The organism is Streptomyces noursei (assembly GCF_016917755.1).
GTDB classification, from domain to species: domain Bacteria; phylum Actinomycetota; class Actinomycetes; order Streptomycetales; family Streptomycetaceae; genus Streptomyces; species Streptomyces yunnanensis.
Genome location: NZ_CP070326.1, coordinates 1,565,680 through 1,583,028 on the forward strand (window position 1 = coordinate 1,565,680; position 17,349 = coordinate 1,583,028).

13 protein-coding genes are annotated in these 17,349 nt (G+C 69.5%); 5 read left to right on the top strand and 8 right to left on the bottom strand.

Features of this window, described 5'->3' with window-relative positions:
• Nucleotides 1–19: 19 nt before the first annotated feature.
• The 3 genes from JNO44_RS06655 to JNO44_RS06665 all read right to left on the bottom strand — a co-directional run bounded on the left by JNO44_RS06655 (nucleotide 20) and on the right by JNO44_RS06665 (nucleotide 4,229).
• Nucleotides 20–1,138 carry a serine hydrolase domain-containing protein gene (locus JNO44_RS06655; RefSeq protein ID WP_235092522.1) on the bottom strand — a complete coding sequence of 373 codons (1,119 nt, stop codon included), beginning with the start codon at nucleotides 1,136–1,138 and terminating at the stop codon, nucleotides 20–22.
• Between the two features lie 972 nt (nucleotides 1,139–2,110).
• Entirely contained in the window at nucleotides 2,111–3,190 is a 1,080-nt protein-coding gene (locus tag JNO44_RS06660) for a methyltransferase (protein WP_205362233.1), read from the bottom strand.
• 241 nt (nucleotides 3,191–3,431) lie between these two features.
• On the bottom strand, nucleotides 3,432–4,229 hold the full coding sequence (locus JNO44_RS06665) for a phenylalanine 4-monooxygenase (RefSeq protein ID WP_205362234.1): 798 nt from the start codon (nucleotides 4,227–4,229) through the stop codon (nucleotides 3,432–3,434).
• Between the two features lie 311 nt (nucleotides 4,230–4,540).
• Here JNO44_RS06665 and JNO44_RS06670 point away from each other — a divergent pair, with 311 nt between their 5' ends.
• The gene (locus tag JNO44_RS06670; protein WP_240167457.1) at nucleotides 4,541–5,986 is read left to right on the top strand and encodes a pyridoxal phosphate-dependent decarboxylase family protein; all 1,446 of its coding nucleotides are present in this window, start codon (nucleotides 4,541–4,543) and stop codon (nucleotides 5,984–5,986) included.
• Nucleotides 5,987–6,058: 72 nt separating this feature from the next.
• On the top strand, nucleotides 6,059–7,375 hold the full coding sequence (locus JNO44_RS06675) for a flavin monoamine oxidase family protein (RefSeq protein WP_205362235.1): 1,317 nt from the start codon (nucleotides 6,059–6,061) through the stop codon (nucleotides 7,373–7,375).
• Between the two features lie 67 nt (nucleotides 7,376–7,442).
• Here the strand turns inward: JNO44_RS06675 and JNO44_RS06680 are convergent, their stop codons facing one another.
• The gene (locus JNO44_RS06680; RefSeq protein WP_205362236.1) at nucleotides 7,443–8,456 is read right to left on the bottom strand and encodes a class I SAM-dependent methyltransferase; all 1,014 of its coding nucleotides are present in this window, start codon (nucleotides 8,454–8,456) and stop codon (nucleotides 7,443–7,445) included.
• Nucleotides 8,457–8,903: 447 nt separating this feature from the next.
• Here JNO44_RS06680 and JNO44_RS06685 point away from each other — a divergent pair, with 447 nt between their 5' ends.
• Both JNO44_RS06685 and JNO44_RS06690 read left to right on the top strand, forming a co-directional pair.
• Nucleotides 8,904–10,592, top strand: coding sequence for a carbamoyltransferase N-terminal domain-containing protein (locus JNO44_RS06685; protein WP_205362240.1), 1,689 nt, complete (start codon nucleotides 8,904–8,906; stop codon nucleotides 10,590–10,592).
• 219 nt (nucleotides 10,593–10,811) lie between these two features.
• Nucleotides 10,812–12,185 (top strand): alpha/beta hydrolase family protein, encoded by a 1,374-nt coding sequence (locus JNO44_RS06690; protein WP_205362241.1) that lies wholly within the window; start codon nucleotides 10,812–10,814, stop codon nucleotides 12,183–12,185.
• A gap of 66 nt (nucleotides 12,186–12,251) precedes the next feature.
• Here JNO44_RS06690 and JNO44_RS06695 read toward each other — a convergent pair whose 3' ends face one another.
• The 4 genes from JNO44_RS06695 to JNO44_RS45080 form a co-directional block, all read right to left on the bottom strand.
• Nucleotides 12,252–13,142: a trypsin-like serine peptidase gene (locus tag JNO44_RS06695; protein WP_240167458.1), complete on the bottom strand. Its 891-nt coding sequence runs from the start codon at nucleotides 13,140–13,142 to the stop codon at nucleotides 12,252–12,254.
• Between the two features lie 173 nt (nucleotides 13,143–13,315).
• Nucleotides 13,316–13,966 (bottom strand): response regulator, encoded by a 651-nt coding sequence (locus tag JNO44_RS06700; RefSeq protein WP_073446095.1) that lies wholly within the window; start codon nucleotides 13,964–13,966, stop codon nucleotides 13,316–13,318.
• Nucleotides 13,967–14,062: 96 nt separating this feature from the next.
• Nucleotides 14,063–15,769 (bottom strand): sensor histidine kinase, encoded by a 1,707-nt coding sequence (locus tag JNO44_RS06705; protein ID WP_205369434.1) that lies wholly within the window; start codon nucleotides 15,767–15,769, stop codon nucleotides 14,063–14,065.
• Between the two features lie 209 nt (nucleotides 15,770–15,978).
• Complete coding sequence (locus tag JNO44_RS45080) at nucleotides 15,979–16,143, bottom strand: hypothetical protein (RefSeq protein WP_420882621.1); 165 nt, start codon at nucleotides 16,141–16,143, stop codon at nucleotides 15,979–15,981.
• A gap of 528 nt (nucleotides 16,144–16,671) precedes the next feature.
• On the opposite strand from JNO44_RS45080, the gene JNO44_RS06715 reads away from it, so the two are divergent.
• Complete coding sequence (locus JNO44_RS06715; RefSeq protein WP_205362242.1) at nucleotides 16,672–17,334, top strand: DUF4097 family beta strand repeat-containing protein; 663 nt, start codon at nucleotides 16,672–16,674, stop codon at nucleotides 17,332–17,334.
• The last annotated feature ends 15 nt before the right edge of the window (nucleotides 17,335–17,349 follow it).

Consider the following 17,349-nt stretch of genomic DNA (forward strand, 5'->3'; position numbering starts at 1 on the left):
GCGACTCGCGCCGCCCCGGTCAGCCGTACATCGCCACACGGTAGAGAGCCGCAAGCGCGTCGTCGATGGGGTGGAGCTGCGGCGTGCCCGAGGAGTCGAGCCTGTGCCACCGCTGCAGGTTGACCGCGACGGCCATCTGGCGCTCGCCGTCGGCACGGATCATGGCCAGCGCTCCGGCACCCCACACCGTGCCGCCGTGGCCCCAGAAGGTGCTCTGCCCGGCAGCTTCCATCGGGTACAGGCCGAGGCCGTAGTCGATCGTCTTCCCCTCTTGGGAGACGACCGGGACGGTGCGTTGCATCTGCGCCAGCGACGACGGACTGACGATCTCGCCCGCCAGCAGCATGCCGAAGAAGCGGTTGAGGTCCGTGACCGTCGAGATCAGTGAGGCCGCCGGCCCCACCCATGACATGTCGTGGACGCTGTAGTCGCGCGGCGGGTCGATCATGCCGAACCACGCCTCGTACATCTGCGAGTGCGGCCCGTTGACGTAGGGGGTGGTGGGGAGTTCGGTGTCCCGGAGCCCGGCGCGTTCGATGACGTTCCGGGTGATGTACTGCTCGGCGGGAGTGCCGGTTACGTGTTCCAACAGTGCGCCGAGGAGCAGGTAGTTGGTGTTGGAGTACAGCCCCGGAGTGCCACCGGGGGCGCCGACGGCAGGTGCGGTGACCCCCATCTCGATCAGTTCGGTGGAGTGGAACCGCGTGAGCCGGTGGTCGTCCAGGCTCGCCGGCCTGGTGTCCGCGAAGGGGGGAAACCCCTTGAGGGACGGGTAGGCGTAAGGGAGGTACTCGGCGAGGCCGCTGGTGTGGTTGATCAACATCCGGACCGTGATCGCGTCACCGCGTTCCCCGGGAACCAGCTTCGGAAGGTACCTGCTGATCGGCGTGTCCAGACCGATCTGGCCACGCTCGACCTGCTGCAGAACCGCGGCGACGGTGAAGGTCTTGGTGATGCTGCCGACGCGGTGCCGCATGTCGGCGGTGACGGGGCGACCGGTGGCGACATCGGCGACCCCGGCGGCGCCGCGCCAGACCTGGTCGCCGTCGCGCACCTCGGCGAACAGGCCCGGCATCCCGGCGCGGTGGACGTCTTCCATGGCGGCGTTCAGCTTCACGGGATCCAGTGGATTCGTCACAGCATGCGTCCTTTCGTAGGCCCCGGGGCGGGTTCCACGTAGGTCGCCAGACCGGGGTGACAGGGCACGAGCAGCAGCACGCCGCCCCCTATGCCACCGGGGCCCTCGGCGCACTCATGTCCTCATTATGCACGCAGCGCGTGCAACACCAAGCGCATATGTGGGGCTGAGCCTCTTCGAGAGGAGGGGCGAGATGGCCGGCCGAGGGCGCTGGTCGACGTCGCGGTACTGGGCGCCGGCCAGGAGGCCCACGTCGACCTCAGCCGTCGGGTGTGTCTGCGCTCCCTGCGCGCGGGCGCGAAGCGCAGGGCGTCGGTGGCTTCGCGCGCCACGTGCACCGTGACGCTCGTCGCCGAGCGGTCTACCGCCAGGACGCCCGACAGCCCCTCCCAGGCGACGTCACGGGGCGCGGGACCACATTCAGGCACCGTGAAGGCGACGTCCACGGAGGGCCGGCGCGCGGGCGCCCCGCCTCCGGCTCGGACAGCGTGCCCCCCATGTGCGTCAGGTACGCGATGGCCGACATGCGGTCGTCGGGAGAGAGGCGGTCGGGGACGTATCCGACGACCGGTGGCCGATCGGGCCGCTGCTCCCGAAGGGCGGGCGCCAGGTGACCGGCCCGGCGATGCTGGGCGGGCCCAGGCGTGCGGTGAGCGCGGTGAGGGCTTCGGCGAGTTCCGCACGGGCCGGCGCCGCCCCGGCGCAGTAGTGCGAGCCGCCGCCCAGAGTCAGCGGCGGAGCCCCTCGTGGTGTGGGGCGAAGGCCGCCATCGCATGGCCGAGTTGGAAGCTCGTGCTGTCGCTCGCAGCGACCAGCAGGCCAACGACGGTGATGCGCAGTTCGTCCTCGGTGAGCGCATCCTCCCGCCGCGGCGAGCCGCCCGGCCAGGTCCTCGGTGAGGCGGCGCGCCGTTGAGCCGACCCCGTCGGGGATCGGCGTTGCGGTAAGCCTGCTCCGCGGCTCCGCGTTCTCTCAGGCAGGGGCCAGCTGCATCAGGGTGACCGGGGCCTGCGGCAGGTGGAGTGCTTGGAGTCGCAGTCCGGCGCGGGCGTAGAGGTCTTCGAACTCCGCGCGGGTGCGGACCCGGGCGCTGCCCATGCACATCTGGAACAGGTCGACCGTGCGGCCCATGTGGAAGGGGTGTCCTGACGGGCCGGTGTCGGTGTCGTGGTCCGCCAGGCAGTCGAGGACGAGAACCCGCCCGTGTGCGGGGAGTACGGCTGCCACGTTGCTCAGCAGCTGCACCGCGTGCTCGTCGTCCCAGTCCATCAGCACGAACGACAGCAGATAGGTGTCACTGCCGTCGGGAACGGCCTGGAACATGTCGCCGCCCTCCACGGAGCACCGGTCAGCCAGGCCCGCGTCCGCCAGTGCCCGCTGGGCGTCGGCGACGGTGCTCGGCTGGTCGAAGAGGGTGCCGCTGATGTGGGGGTTGGCGGTGAGGATGGCTGTCAGCACCTGTCCCAGGCCGCCGCCGACGTCGACGATCCGGTGTACGTCCCGGTAGTCGTAGGAGAGCGCGGTGGGGATCTGGAGAGCCTTGGCCACCGACACCATGCCGGCGTCGAACACCCGCCGTTCCTCGGGCTGTTGGTGCAGCCAGTTCCAGTAGTAGTCGGTCCCGAGGACGTTCTTGATGGGGGTGGCGCCGGTGGAGACCGCGTGTGGGAGTTGCTCGAAGACCCGCCACATCCACGGCTCGCTCTGCAGCACCGCGAGGTCCCGCATGGACTGGGGGTGGTCGGTACGGAGGTGCTGCCCCAGCTCGCCGAGGGCGAACAGGCCGGGCGAGACCTCGCGGACGACCCCGACACCGGTCAGCGATCTCAGCAGTCGGAGGAGTCCTTGAGGTTCGCAGTCGGTTCGGGCTGCCAGGTCGTCCACGGTCCGGTGCTGATCGCCGAAGGCGTCCGCGATGCCCAGTCGCGCGAACGCGCCCACCGCCTGGCCGATCCAGAACCACAGGGTGATCTCCACCAGCCGCACCGCGGCCGGATCGTGCACCTGTCTTCCGCCGTCGTGTGACCGACTTCCGGTATTCGTCGTGGTCATCGGTTCATCACCGCCTTCCCGACACGCAATAGGTTTCAAAGCCGAGACGTGCATGTGCCTTTGGTGGGGACGGCCTCGCCGGTGGATGTCGGTGACCGTGCCCCATGTCTGCCGCGGCGTGCGCCTCCGCCGGCGCCCTAGCCCTAGCCCTAGCCCTAGCCCTAGCCCTAGCCCTAGCCCTAGCCCTAGCCCTAGCCCTAGCCCTAGCCCTAGCCCTAGCCCTAGCGAAGGATTCCGCATGTCAAACGTGTGTCAAGAAGGAGCGGACTTCGCTGGCCATTTCCTCTACGGATTGGGCAATGAACAGCTTTCCCTGGTAGGTGGAGATGTCGTAGTCGGATTCGATCATTTCCTGGATGGAGAACTTCTCGACCGGGTAGGTGCCGAGCTTGTCGAGTTCACCGGTCGACGAGAGGAGGGCAGCCCCGTACGCCTTGGCCTGGCCGTCCTCCTGCACGAGTCCGGTCTCCATCGTGAACCAGAAGACCCGGCTGATGGCCTGGAGGTCCTGCGCGCAGGTGGCGTTGTTCGTGGCTTCGCCGAAAAGTCGGTAGAGGTCGGCGAAGAGCGGGTCGGAGAGCATCACGACGTGCCCGACGAGTTCGTGGAGCATGTCGGGTTCCGGGCTGTAGTGGGGCCGGCTGGGGCAACGCAGGTACAGGGCCGTCGAGAAGATGTCGGCGGCGAAGCGCCCGTAGAAGTCCGCGACGGGTGTGAGCCCCTCGACCGGGAGCAGTCGGAATCCCGTGGAGTTGTTGAGGCGCTGTCCGAGGTCGTCGATCCTGGGTGCGCGGTCGGCGGGCAGCGGCAGGCGATTCTTGGCCTGGAGGTAGCGCGAACTGGCGACGCGGGGATGCATGGCGTTGAGCTTCGACACCATCGTGCCCCATAACAGGTCTTCCTCCGCGCTGTAGGCCACCGGGTGCGAATTGAGCCCGCCCGCCCTGCGGATCGCCTCCGATATTTGTTTCCTGCGCCGGGCGCAGGGCTCATCGAGCCGGCCACCTTCCGCCACATGGTGCTCATTCGCGCGATTCATGGCTGATCACCGATTCCTGTTCCACTGATTCCAGGGGCTTGGCGAACGGAAGAATTTCCCACCGGGAGGGGGCGCCCGACAGAAGGATCTCCCGATGGGTGCCCTGCTGCCTCACCAGGCGACCGATGGAGTGAACCCCCGTTCCCGCCGCCTCTGCCTTCTCACGTACTCCTGCTTGACTGAGGGCGTCGCAGCCATTCACCCAGAGATCCCCAGGCGCTATGGCGCGAAAGGCGCTCCGGCTCTCTGGCAGCAGGTGGACCGCAAATGCGCGCTGAGCCTTGTGGGGCACGGTGTTGGGAGGCAGTGTCGTGCGTGGGCACATGACGCCGGACGAGTTCCGGCGTCACGGCCGGCAGGTGGTCGACTGGATCGCCGCCTACCAGGAGAAGATCGAGTCGTACCCGGTGCGGTCCCAGGTCGCGCCGGGTGAGGTGTTGGAGGCGCTGCCACCGAGCCCACCGGAGACGGGCGAGGGCTTCGAGGGGGTGTTGGCGGACCTGGACCGGCTGCTGATGCCAGGCATCACGCACTGGCAGCATCCCTCGTTCTTCGCCTACTTCCCCGCCAACGCCAGCGGCCCGGCGATCCTGGGCGACCTCCTCTCGTCCGGGCTGGGCGTTCAGGGCATGCTGTGGGCGACCAGTCCGGCCTGCACCGAGCTGGAGACCCGCGTGGTCGACTGGCTGGCGCAGCTGCTGGAACTGCCGGAGGCGTACCGGGGCAACGGTGTCATCCAGGACTCGGCGTCCAGCGCCTCGTTGGTGGCGGTCGTCGCCGCGCTGCACCGAGCGGGCGGGGGAAGGCCCGGGCGGGACGGCATCACCGCGCGGTACACGCTCTACACCAGCTCACAGACCCACTCCTCGCTGGAGAAGGCCGCGCGGATCTGTGGAATCGGCGCGGCTGCCATGCGGGTGGTGGACGTCGATCCACAGACCCTGGCGATGGACCCGGCCTGCCTGGAAACGACGATCGCCCAGGACCGCGCCGCGGGCGCCGTGCCGCTGCTGGTGTGTGCGACGGTCGGCACGACCTCGACCACCGCCATCGACCCGGTGCCCGAGATCGGCGTGGTGTGCCGCCGCAACGGTGCCTGGCTGCACGTGGACGCGGCCTATGCGGGCGTGGCGGCGGTGTGTCCGGAACTGCGGTGGCTCAACGACGGACTGGCGCAGTATGCCGACTCCTACGTCACCAACCCGCACAAGTGGATGCTCACCAACTTCGACTGCACCGCGCTGTGGGTGGCCGAGAGCGCACCGCTGGTGGGTGCGCTCTCGGTCCTCCCCGAGTACCTGCGCAACCAGGCCACCGCCTCGGGCGAGGTCATCGACTACCGCGACTGGCAGATCCCGCTCGGCCGCCGTTTTCGCGCCCTGAAGCTGTGGTCGGTGATCCGCTGGTACGGGGCGCAGGGGCTGCGGGCGCACATCCGCAGCGGTATCGGCCTGGCGCAGGAGCTGGCCGGGTGGATCGAGGCCGATGCGGCCTTCCACCTGCACCCCCACCACCCGCTGGGCCTGGTCTGTTTCCGCCCGCTGTGGCCTCAACTGCCCGACGCCGAGGCGGATGCGACCGCCCTGCGGATCATGCAACGGCTCAACGACTCCGGCGAGCTGTACCTCACCCACACCAAGGTCGGTGGCCGGGTGCTGCTGCGGATGGCCATCGGTGCACCGGGCACCGAGCTGCGGCACGTGCGACTGGCCTGGGACCGGATCGCCGCCGCCGTACGCGCCGAGACCGCACCCTGACGCCCGGCCAGGCACCCGAGCCGCTTCTTCGTATCGATCGCCGAATTCTCGGCCGACCCTGTAGGAGCACACATGCACGACGTGATCATCATCGGCGGCGGCATCTCCGGCGCCACCGCCGCCCGAGAACTGGGGACAGCAGGACATTCCGTGGTGTTGCTGGAAGCCCGCGACCGCCTCGGAGGACGGACCTGGACCAGCACCTTCCCCGGCACCGACACACCTGTCGACCTCGGCGGCATGTGGCTGGGCCGCCGTGACACCTTCCGCCACATCTACGCCGAGGCCGCCCGCTATCAACTCCCCGTCGTGCAGAGCCCCAGCACGACCGTCAGCAGCCTGTTCATCGACGGCATCCGCCACACCGACCCGCAGGCCCTGCCCCCTGGCTACGGTGCCGAAATCGAGGACGCCATCCGGCGGATGACCGAAACCGCCCGGGCCACCGGGCCCCACCTCCACGACCCCGACCGCACCCGTGCCCTGGATGTGTCGATCCGCCAGTACCTGTCCACGCTCGGCCTGTCCCCCACGGCGCTCGCCACCCTCAGCCAGCAGGCGTCGGTGCACTACGGAGCCCCCGCCGACGAGATCTCCGCCCTGTACCTTCTGGGTGAGATCGCCACGCGTTACACCCTGTTCGCGCAGCAGACGTTGGCGCTCGACGTCCTCGACAGCTTCCGCGACGGGACGAAGGCCCTCCTCGACGCGCTCATCGCCGATGCCGGCGCCGAGGTGCACCTGTCCTCCCCCGTGCGCCGTGTCACCCAGGCCGCGGACCACGTGGAGGTCATCACCGACGCCGACGAGCGGTTCGTCGCCCGCACCGCGGTCGTCGCCACTCCGTTGAACTGCTGGCACACCATCGACTTCCGCCCGGCCCTGCACCCCGCGAAGCAGGCCGTCACCGCCCAGGGCCACGCCGGGCACTTCGCCAAGGTCTGGCTGCTGGCCGAGGGCCTGCCCGATCCGTCCTTCTTCGCCGCGGGCACCCCGGACGGATTCCAGTGGATCCGCACCGAACGGGTCACCGCCCAGGGAAGCCTGCTCACCGGCTTCGGCGACCCCGTGGCCTCCCCCGACCTGTACACCCTTTCGGGTGCGCAGAAGGCCCTGGCCGCCTACGCGCCGGAGGCCCGGGTCAAGGCCGTGCACAGCCACGACTGGAACGAGGACCCCTACTCACGCGGCACGTGGATCGCCTACCGCCCTGGCTGGCTCACCGCACACGGGCCCGCCATCAGCGCCCCCGAAGGACGCATCACCTTCGCCGGAGGCGACACCTCCACCAACTTCAACGCGCTGTGGATGGACGGCGCCGTCGAAACCGGCATCCGCGCCGCCGCCCACACCCGAACTCTCCTGAAGGCACCGAGCACCCACGCCTGATCATCTCGGCGGCGTCCTGCGGGCAGGGGGCGGTCTGGCGGTCTTCGTACGGGGATCGGCTCCGGGCTCAGCGTGCGCCGGGCTCGGGGCCGTCGCCGTACGGCAGCAGATTGCCCGCGATGCGGGGCAGGCAGCGGTCGAGCCCGGCGCCACGACCGGCGAGGACCTCGAAGCCGGTCGGCCGCAGCCGCAGCTCGATCGCCCGCAGCCGGTCGAGGTTCCCCAACTCGCGGACCCGCTCCCGCAGGCCCGGTCGGTCGAAGAGGTCCTCGGGGCGTACGAACACGGCCCCACCGTTTCCTGTCTCCGTGCCCGCGAGATCGACGAGGCCGATGCCGCCCGGGTGGAAGACCCGGTCCGCGGCCAGCCAGGTCAAGGGCAGACCCGCGAACAACTCGGGCATGTCGGCGAAGCGCATCGGCAGGACCACGGGGTTGAGGTAGGCGTCGGCGTCCGCGACGTCCTGTTCGGCCGTCGTGAGCGCGGTACCGGTCCAACCGACGGGGAAGCCGTAGTCCGCGAGCGACAGTTCGAGTCCGAGGTCGCGGATCGTGGTGAGCCCGCCCTCGGGGTTGTCGGGCGAGGTGAGCAGCTGCACCAGCTCCCGGTCCAACATCCGGCCGTGTTCGCCGACCGCGTCGTACAGCCACAGATAGATCAGTCCGTCGTCCGTGAGGTGCTCGGTGAGCCACTGCAGCCCGGCCCGAGGTGAGGGGAGATGGTGCAGCACCCCGCAGCACACCGCCATGTCGAACCGGCGCTGCAGGCTCAGTTCGGGCATGGTGCCGTGGACGAGCTCGACGTTGGTCACCCCGTGCCGCTCGGCGCACCGCCGCGCAATGTCGAGCGAGCGGCGGCAGGCGTCCACCCCCGTGAACCGGGCCTTGGGGTAGCGCCGGGCGAGCGCCACCAAGATGGAGCCGGTTCCGCACCCGGCGTCGAGCACCTCCCAGCCGTCCAGGTCGTCGCCGTCGCGCAGCACGAAGGGGAGTTGGTCGGCGACCATGTCCATGAGCGGAGCGTCCTCCGCCGGGGACGGGAAGGGAAAGGTCTCGTAGAGCTGTGCGACTGCGCTCGTCATCCCGGGTGCCACCTTCCTGATGAGGATTTCAAGAGTGTCGAGAGCGGAAAACACCGTTTTCCGGGCGCCATCGGGAAGTCTAATTCGATATTTCGAAGTTCCGCAAAAGAAGCGCAAAATCCAGATGCCCACGTTCTCCGCATTCGACTGTTCGGGTGTCCGTCATGGGTGAAGCGCGGCGCAGTGCCGTCCGTGAATTCCCCGTTGGCGAATCCTGGAAAGTCGTGCTGAGAATCCCATGGAGCAGATCGACACCAGGACGGTCGCGCACGGCCTCGGGAAGTGATGCCCGCGTGGACGTCGCTGCCACCCCATGACGGTTCCGTCGCCTGGACGACGAACACCGGAGCAAGGACCACCGGAGCACGGGTGCCCACCCGCTCGTGATGCGACCCGCTCGACACGTCGGAGAAGACGAGACACCTCGGAGAAGAGAGGCTGGAAGCAATGCTGATCTGCGGGCTGAAGCTGACACACGACGGCGGGCTCGCCGTCATCGAGGACGGCACGCTGCTGTGCAGCATCGAGATGGAGAAACTCGACGGCAATCCGCGCTACCAACCGCTGGACCACATGGAAACCGTCGAGGGCATCCTGGCCGGACAGGGAGTGAAGCTGTCCGACCTCGATGCCGTGGTGGTCGACGGGTGGATGGCGGCGCCGGGTGAACCCATGCCCATGCTGCGGGAGTTGACGCATCACGGGCGGTCGGTGGCCATCGAGGTCGCGCCGTACTCCGAGGGGGACGACAACGCCAAGGCGGCGCTGCATCGCTACGAGTTCGACGGCCTGCCGCTGGGCGACCGCGTCTTCCGGTACGCCAGTTATCACCACGTCACCCAGCATCTGCTCGGGGCCTACTGCACCAGCCCGTTCGCCGCCCGCGGCGAATCCGCACTCGGGATCGTCTGGGACGGCGGCACGGTTCCCCGGCTGTACAGGGTGGACACCGCTCCCTTCCGGGTACGGAGCCTGGGTCCCCTCTTCCCCCTCTACGGCAATGCCTTCGCCGACTACTGCGCCCAGTGGGACCCGTTCCGCTCCCGGGTGGCACCGCAGCAGGACGAGCAGGAAATCACCAATGCCGCCGTGCCCCGGAATCTCGACGTGGCGGGCAAGGCGATGGCGTACGCCGCCCTGGGGCGGGACGAACCGGCCCTGTACCGGGCCTTCGACACCCAACTGGACCGTATTCCGCTCACGTTCGACACCGGCATCGAGCTGGCCGAGTGGTGCCGCGAGCACCGCGACGAGGTGTTGCCCGGCGGTTCGGAAGCCGACTTCATCGCGAGTTTCCAGGGCTATCTCGGCGCCAGGCTGCTGACCGCGCTGCGCGAACGCCTGGCGGAACTCGCACCTGACCTGCACAGCCCGAATCTGTGTCTGTCGGGCGGGTGCGCACTCAACATCAAGTGGAACAGTCTGATCCGGTCCAGTGGCCTCTTCGCCGAGGTATGGATTCCGCCGTTCCCGAACGACTCCGGCGCCGCGATCGGCACCGCGGTCGCGGAGATGGTGAGCCGGGAGGGCAGAACCGCCCTGGACTGGGATGTGTTCCGCGGCCCCCGGCTGCTGCCGGTGACCGACGTACCCGGGTGGACATGGGAACCCTGCGACGCCGCCGGGCTCGCCAAGGTGCTCCACGAAACCGCGGCGCCGGTCGTGGTCCTCAACGGGCGGGCCGAGTTGGGGCCCCGCGCGCTCGGCGGCCGCAGCATCCTCGCCCCGGCCACCGACCCGAAGACGAAGGACCGGCTCAACGACATCAAGGGCCGCGCCAACTACCGCCCGGTCGCCCCGATCTGCCTGGAACACCGGGCACCGGAGATCTTCGCCCCCGGCTGCCCCGACCCGTACATGCTCTTCGACCACGAGGTACGCCCCGGGTGGCACACGAAGATCCCGGCCGTCGTCCACCTCGACGGCACGGCCCGACTGCAGACCGTCACCGAGCACGACAATCCACTGCTGGCCGCGGTGCTCACGGAATACGAGCAGCTCAGCGGCGTACCGGTGCTGTGCAACACCAGCGCCAACGACCAAGGGTGCGGCTTCTTCCCCGACGTGAGCGCGGCGGCACGCTGGGACCGCGCGGACCTGCTCTGGTCGGACGGGCGCCTGTACTCCCGGAAGTGACTGCGCACGAGCGGGCAGGCCCTGACCGCCACTGGCCAGGGCCTGCCCGCTCCATTCCTCGGTCCACCTCCAGGGCGGCAGCATCCCCCAACGGGGGCTAGCCCCAGCACAGTTGGCGGGCCTGCCGGATGGGCCACCGTTGCGATGCGAAGCAGGATCGTCGAGGAGTACCCGACCGAGGCTTTCGAGAGGGAGATTCCTGAAGGCAGGGGGGGCGGGATGCGGGTCCGATGTGCTGTATGGGTGATGGTGGTGCTGGCTGCTCTGGTGGCAGCAGGCGGGGTGGCCGTGGCGCGTCCTGCCGGGCATGGCACCGAGGAGAGCGTGGCGTTCCGCAGTGGGGACTTGACGCTGCACGGTACGGTCACGGCGCCTGCCGGGGCGGCCGGGCGGCGGCCCGGGATCGTGCTGGTGCACGGTTCGGGTCCCGAGAAGCGGGCGAACTACCAGGCCGAGGTCCAGGCCATGGCACGAGTCGGGTTCGTGGTCCTCAGCTACGACAAACGAACCACGGGCTACTCGCAGACACAGCGGTCCTACGCCCAACTCGCCGACGACGCCCTGGCCGGCGCCCGGTTGCTGAGCAGGCGCGCCGATGTGGATCCCCACAAGGTCGGGCTCTGGGGATTCAGCGAGGGCGGCTGGGTCGCTCCGCTGGCAGCCTCGCGCTCGACGCAGGTCTCGTACGTGGTGCTGGTCGGCACATCCGGGGTGTCCCCGGCCAGGCAGTCGGCGTGGTCCCTGGAGAACAAGCTTCGGCACGCAGGCGTCGCAGGATCACCACTGCGGACCCTGTCGGTCACCGCGACGCGGTTTCTCACGGATGCCGGTCTGCTCCCGGAGGCGGATTACGACCCGATGCCGGCGCTACGGCGGCTACGCCAACCCGTGCTCGCCATGTGGGGAAACGACCAGCAGTCACCTCCCGTGGAAAGCGCCGGCGCCGTCGAGAAGGCACTGCGCGACGGCGGCAACACCGACGTGACGCTCCGCTTCTTCCCGCACGCCGACCACAAACTCCACGCCTCACCCGACGGTTTCCAGCGGGGCAGGCAGCTGACGCCCGGCTACGTCGACACCATGGCGTCCTGGGTGGCAGGACACGGGCACCGGGCCGACGACGCCCCGCCCCGCCAGGTCCGGCAGAGCCACGCTCTGGCCCCTCTCCGCGGATACCAGTCATCCGCGGCACAGGCCGCAGGCATCCTGTTCATGGTCGTTTCGTTCGCCGCGTACCTGTTGGCGGAACTGGTGCGGCGCCTGCGCGGGCGCCCTTGCGCTCCCGGGGCCGGCCGGGCACCGCGATGGCTGGCCGCGACCGGACTGGCCACCGTGCTCGGCTTCCTGGGATACCTCGGCCTCGTGGCGACGACGCTGACCCCCGGCCCGGTGCTCGGCAGCCGTCCAGTGCTCTGGCTCGTCCTGCAACTCCTGACGGCCGGGACGGCACTGGCGACCGCGGCCACCGCCCTGGGCTGGTGGCGGGCCAGGGCCTCGGCACCGGGCCGGACCCACGCCCGCCTCGGGCTGCTGGCGCTCGCCGGCGCGGTGTTCGCTCCCTGGGCACTGTTCTGGGGCCTGATGACGCCGTAGTCGACGCACCCCGAGGACGGCCGTGTGGACGGCACCAGGGTCTGTCCCGCTAGGGGACTCGAACGTCTAGGGCGTCAGTGCCTGGTGCTCCTCGCCGATGGCCTTGTCGTAGAGGGATTTGATGGCGTCGTTGAAGTAGGGGCTGTAGGAGGTGTCGTCGGTGTCACCGCCGGTCTGGTAGCCACCGATGACACCGATGACCTCGCCGGTACGTGTGGCGCGGTTGAAGTGGGTCAGCCAGGGGCTGCCGCTGGTTCCGCCGCTGTAGCCGGTGCAGTCCACCTTCATCTGGTCCGTCTGGAACTTCGTGGCCTTGTTGACGCACGAGATGGGGTCCTGGCCGCTGGCCGGATAGCCGGTGATCCGCACGTCGTTGCCGTAACCGGCGTTGTAGCCGAAGCTGTTGGCGCCCAGGACATCGGCGATCCGCTTGCCGTCGAGCTTGCCGACGATGACGAACCCCACGTCGTATCCGGGATCGGAGGACTGCGCCCAGTGGTCGTCCACCACCATCTTGGTGATCGGCCAAACGCCGTTGGGGGTCTGCCCGTCGCGGTAGCCGGGGACGAACGCCAGGTCCGTCTGGTAGCCGCCGTCCTTGCCGGTGTGGATGCAGTGTGCCGCGGTGATCACCACGGACTTGCCGGGGCTGTCCACAACGCTCCCGGTGCAGAAGTGGTCGCCGTTGCCGCCGTGACTGAACACCGCGCCCACCCGGGCGTTGGAAGTGGTCGGCGGTGGGGTGTGCGAGATCCCCGGCTGGTGACGGAAGGGCCGTGCGCCCCGCATCCGTTGTGCGGACCAGGCATGCGCGGCCCCGGTGGCACCGGCGAACGGCGAGGACGAGGGAATTGCGGAGACCAGAGTGCCCTGTGCCGGGACGTCGCTGGTGGCACAACCCGACACGGCAGCCAGACCGGCGAGCATGACGACTGTTACAGCAGACCTATGGCGCATGGTGGGATGGTAGGCACCTACCGTGCAGTTCAGGGGCGCCTGGCCACTGCTACTGGTGTTCCCCGCAGAGCGCTGGTGCGCCCCGTATTGGCGACTTCGCGCCCTGCCGACCGCCGCTCCGCCACCGGCCGGCTTGCGCGCCAGCCGGCTCGGTGCCGGGCCGGCTGGCGGGATCAGCTTGTCAGGCCCGCGTCCCGTGCCAGGAGTGCCGCCTGTACCCGGTTCGCGCAGTCCAGTTTGGCCAGGATCCGGCTCACGTAGGTTTTGACCGTCGCCTCGCTCATGTGGAGTCGCTGCCCGGCGTCCGCGTTGGAGCGGCCCTCGCCCAGGAGGGCCAGCACCTCCAGTTCGCGTTCGGTCAGTGTCTCCAGCCGGCGGCGCTGCTCGGCGCGGAGCGTGGTCCGGCCGGACGCCAGCGAGTCCACGACGTGACGGGTGGCGCCCGGCGACAGGTACGCCTGACCGGCGGCCGCGGCGCGCACCGCGCGGATGAGTTCCGCGGGTGCCGAGTCCTTGAGCAAGAAGCCCGCGCTGCCCTCGGTCAGCGCGTGCAGCACGTTCTGCTGCGCGCCGAAGGTCGTGAGGATCAGTACGCGGGTGTCGGGGACGGTCCGGCGTAGTTCGGTCAGGGCTGTCAGCCCGTCCATGACCGGCATCTGGATGTCGAGCAGCGCCACATCGATCCGCTGGGCACGTGCCAACTCGATCGCCTCGCGGCCGTTGGCCGCCTCCGCGATCACGTCGATGTCGTCGGCCGAGGTGAGAATCATCCTGATGCCGGCCCGGATGAGCGGCTCGTCATCGGTGATGAGAACCCTGATCACGTCTCTCCTGCGCTGTCCCGAGCGGTCATCCTGACATCATCCCCGAACGAGCCCGCCCGCATGAGCCCCCTCCGGTCACCACGAAGCCGGTCTCCGTCAGTTCCTGACCTCGAAGGACTTCTTCTCGATCAGCCTGCCATCCTTGAAGCAGAACCGGAAAACCGGGTCCTTGTACCAGGCGCTCCCGGCCTCGGTGGACATCAGGGCGAGGCACTTCGCCCCCTTCGGCTCCGGCGGCGCGCCCTTGTCCAGACCGTTGACCAGGAACGAGTCGCCGTGCGGCAGCCGCGCACGGACCTCCGCCTCGGACTGGCCCACCTTCACCGCGTCGTACTGCTTCGGATCGATCGTGGCCTTGTCCGACTCCCCCGCCAGGAAGAGCGCGGCGAGGACCCCGGCGACCATCAGCAGCACCAGGATCGCTGCCGCAATCCCGCAACCGATCGCTATGCCGCTTCGCTTCTTGTTCTTGGTCATTGCCCTGACCAGCTCCTTCGGCAGACCGCTCCCGTCGATGACCAGGTCACCCTCGCCCGGAGCGACCGCCGGGTTCTGCTGCCGAAAGTCGTGTGTCGGATCGACGAACGTCGCCGTCGCTCCCCCGGCGGCGCGGCTTGGGGCACCGCCCTCCGGCGGGGTGTAGGGCAGCACCCCGGCCAGCCGGAAGCCGCCGTCCGCGGTCCGGCCGGTGTGCACCATGCCTCCGACGAGTCGGGTCCGCTCCCCGAGCCCGGTCAAGCCCTGGCCGCCGCTCACCACGCTCCGTTGGCCATCCGCTGTCCCTGGGGCGGCGGCGTTGACGACCTCCACCACCAGGGCATCCGGCTCGTAGCGCAGCTCGATGGCGATCGAGGCACCCGGGGCGTGCTTGTGGGCGTTGGTCAGGCCCTCCTGCACGACGCGGTACGCCGCGTGATCGGCGGTCGGGGCGAGCGGGCGGGGTTCGCCCGAGCGCCGCAGCTCCACGGTCGTCCCCGCGCTCCGGGACGCCGCCACCAGGCCCTCGATGCCGGCCACCCCGCGCGACGACGCCATCGCGTCCTCCTCCCCCATGGCCTGCAGGGCCTGGGAGGCACTGTCCTGCCGGGGATTCTCGGTGCCGTCCCGGAGCAGCCCCACCACCTCGCGCAGCTCGTGCATCGCGGCCACCGATGCCTCGCGCAGCACCCCTACGGCCTCCCGCTGCCGTCCGGTCAGCTCCCGATCCACTTCCAGTGCGCCGGCGTGCACCGAGATGAGCGTGAGCTGATGCCCGAGGCTGTCGTGCATGTCCTGCGCGATGCGCTGACGCTCCCGCATCCGGGCCTGTCCGGCGATCATCGCGCGTTCGCGCAGCAGCTGGGCGTTGTACTCCCGAAGGGTGTCCGCCAGCGTGCGGCGCTGCGACCAGTAGCGACTGATCAGGCCGGGTACGACGAGCACGACCAGCAGGAACGGGGCGGCGAAGGCCAGGAAGAGCAGTGCGGGGGACGCGACCTGCAGGAGCCACAGGCCGAGGGCGAGGACATACGCGGTGGCGAAGGTGAGGGCCGCCCTGCCGACCCCGCTGATCCGCCGCCCGGCCGACCATGCGGCGACCAGAACCAGCGGGCCGAGGCCGCCGAACTCGGTCGAACCGATGGCGGTGATCAGAAGCACCGCCGCGGGCAGGACCCGGCGCAACAGTGACAGCAGCGCAGCGGCCAGGGCCACCGCCACGATCCGTACGGTGCCCCCGGTGCCCAGGGCCTCGCCGGCGGCCGCCAGCAGGCCGAGCACCAGGCTCAGCAGCACTTCACCCGCGACGCGCCCAGGCGTCCACATCCCGGGGGCGAACAGCGCCCTGCCCGAATCGGTCAGCCGCCGGGGCGCCGTGCGCAACCATGCCGCCAGCGCTCGGCGAGCCGATACCACAGGGCCTGTACGTTCCACACGAGTCACGCGGCCACGTTAGGCAGCGGTGGCCGGAAACCGCACCCGCCATTGGTCGCGTCGGCCCACGACGAAAGTTGACCGGACGCAGCCGACCGCCGTCACTGCCGACCGTCACCACTGCCGTCCGGAAAGCTGTGCAGACGGCAGAGCAGGGGCATCAGCACACCATCCCCGAGCCGAGCAGTCAGCGCGCCAACCGCCAGCGCCGCGGCAGCCGAGGCGAGCGGCCCACAGGCTTCGACATGCGTGCCGGTGTCTTCCACGGCACTGTCACCGTGGCCTCGATCCGCCTCCGGCTCACGGCATGATCAGCCAGCTTCCAGGGCCTCGGCCCGCTTCGCGAGGTCTGCCGCAATGTCGTCCCGGTCCGGTCCGTGCAGCCGCAGGCTATGGGCGGCCTCCCGCATCAGCGCCGGCTCGTCCGGCCGTCTGGCCTGGTCTGGTCTGGTCTGGTCTGGTCTGGTCTGGTCTGGTCTGGCACCAGCGCAGCATGCCGGTTCTGGTGGTCGCGTGCTGGTGCCCCGGCGCAGAGTGGGGGCGGTGGCGACGGGCGTGCCGATGGCGCGGCGCCGGCGGGCCAAGCGCCTCCGCCATAGCGTTCACCTTCAACTCATTGCAACGATTGGCCACTTGAGCATTGCGTTACCCGAGAGGGCGTTGCAACGATTTCTCTCAATCTACCTGCAGGGATGCACTTTTCACGCAAAGAACTCGTTGTCGAGTCACGGAAAGCAACGTAGCGTTTCCATCGTTCGGAAACAGCCGGACCGCAAACACAAAGGGAGCGCACAATGCAGAAGTTCGACACCCCCACCCCGATCTCCGCCGTCCTGAACATCCCCGCCGGGCGCGTCCAGTTCATCGCCGCGGAGCGGGCCGACACCGTGGTCGAGGTCCTGCCCGCCAACGCCTCGAAGGGCCGGGATCTGAAGGCGGCGGAGCAGACCTCGGTGGAATACGCCGACGGGGTCCTGCGGATCGTTTCGGCGGCGAAGGACCAGTACTTCGGCCCTTCGGGGTCGGTCGAGGTGACGGTCAAGCTGCCCGCCGGTTCGCGAGTTGAGGCCAGGACCGCCAGCGCCGAACTGCGGACCCTCGGCCGACTCGGCGACGTCGTCTTCGAAGGGGCTTACCGCCAGATCAAGTTGGACGAGATCGCCGGCCTGCACCTCACCGCGGTCGACGGCGACGTCGAGGTCGGCCGGCTGGGTGGGCCTGCGGAGATCAGCACCGCACGGGGCGACATCCGGATCACTGAGGCCACCGGCGGCAAGGTCGTGCTCCACACCCAGGCCGGCGACATCTCGATCGGCGCCGCCAGCGGCGTCTCGGCCGCCCTCGATGCCGGCACCGCCCACGGCCGCGTCAGCAACGCACTTAAGAACGACGGCACCGCCGACCTCGACATCCGCGCCACCACCTCCCACGGCGACATCACCGCCCGCAGCCTCTGACCGCCCGACCAACCA

What these genes read in the sequence shown, in the direction of transcription:
- JNO44_RS06660 (WP_205362233.1), bottom strand. Translation starts at nt 3,190, where the DNA reads ATGACCACGACGAATACCGGAAGTCGGTCACACGACGGCGGAAGACAG.
- JNO44_RS06665 (WP_205362234.1), bottom strand. Translation starts at nt 4,229, where the DNA reads ATGAATCGCGCGAATGAGCACCATGTGGCGGAAGGTGGCCGGCTCGAT.
- JNO44_RS06675 (WP_205362235.1), top strand. Translation starts at nt 6,059, where the DNA reads ATGCACGACGTGATCATCATCGGCGGCGGCATCTCCGGCGCCACCGCC.
- JNO44_RS06680 (WP_205362236.1), bottom strand. Translation starts at nt 8,456, where the DNA reads ATGACGAGCGCAGTCGCACAGCTCTACGAGACCTTTCCCTTCCCGTCC.
- JNO44_RS06685 (WP_205362240.1), top strand. Translation starts at nt 8,904, where the DNA reads ATGCTGATCTGCGGGCTGAAGCTGACACACGACGGCGGGCTCGCCGTC.
- JNO44_RS06690 (WP_205362241.1), top strand. Translation starts at nt 10,812, where the DNA reads ATGCGGGTCCGATGTGCTGTATGGGTGATGGTGGTGCTGGCTGCTCTG.
- JNO44_RS06695 (WP_240167458.1), bottom strand. Translation starts at nt 13,142, where the DNA reads ATGCGCCATAGGTCTGCTGTAACAGTCGTCATGCTCGCCGGTCTGGCT.
- JNO44_RS06705 (WP_205369434.1), bottom strand. Translation starts at nt 15,769, where the DNA reads ATGTGGACGCCTGGGCGCGTCGCGGGTGAAGTGCTGCTGAGCCTGGTG.
- JNO44_RS06715 (WP_205362242.1), top strand. Translation starts at nt 16,672, where the DNA reads ATGCAGAAGTTCGACACCCCCACCCCGATCTCCGCCGTCCTGAACATC.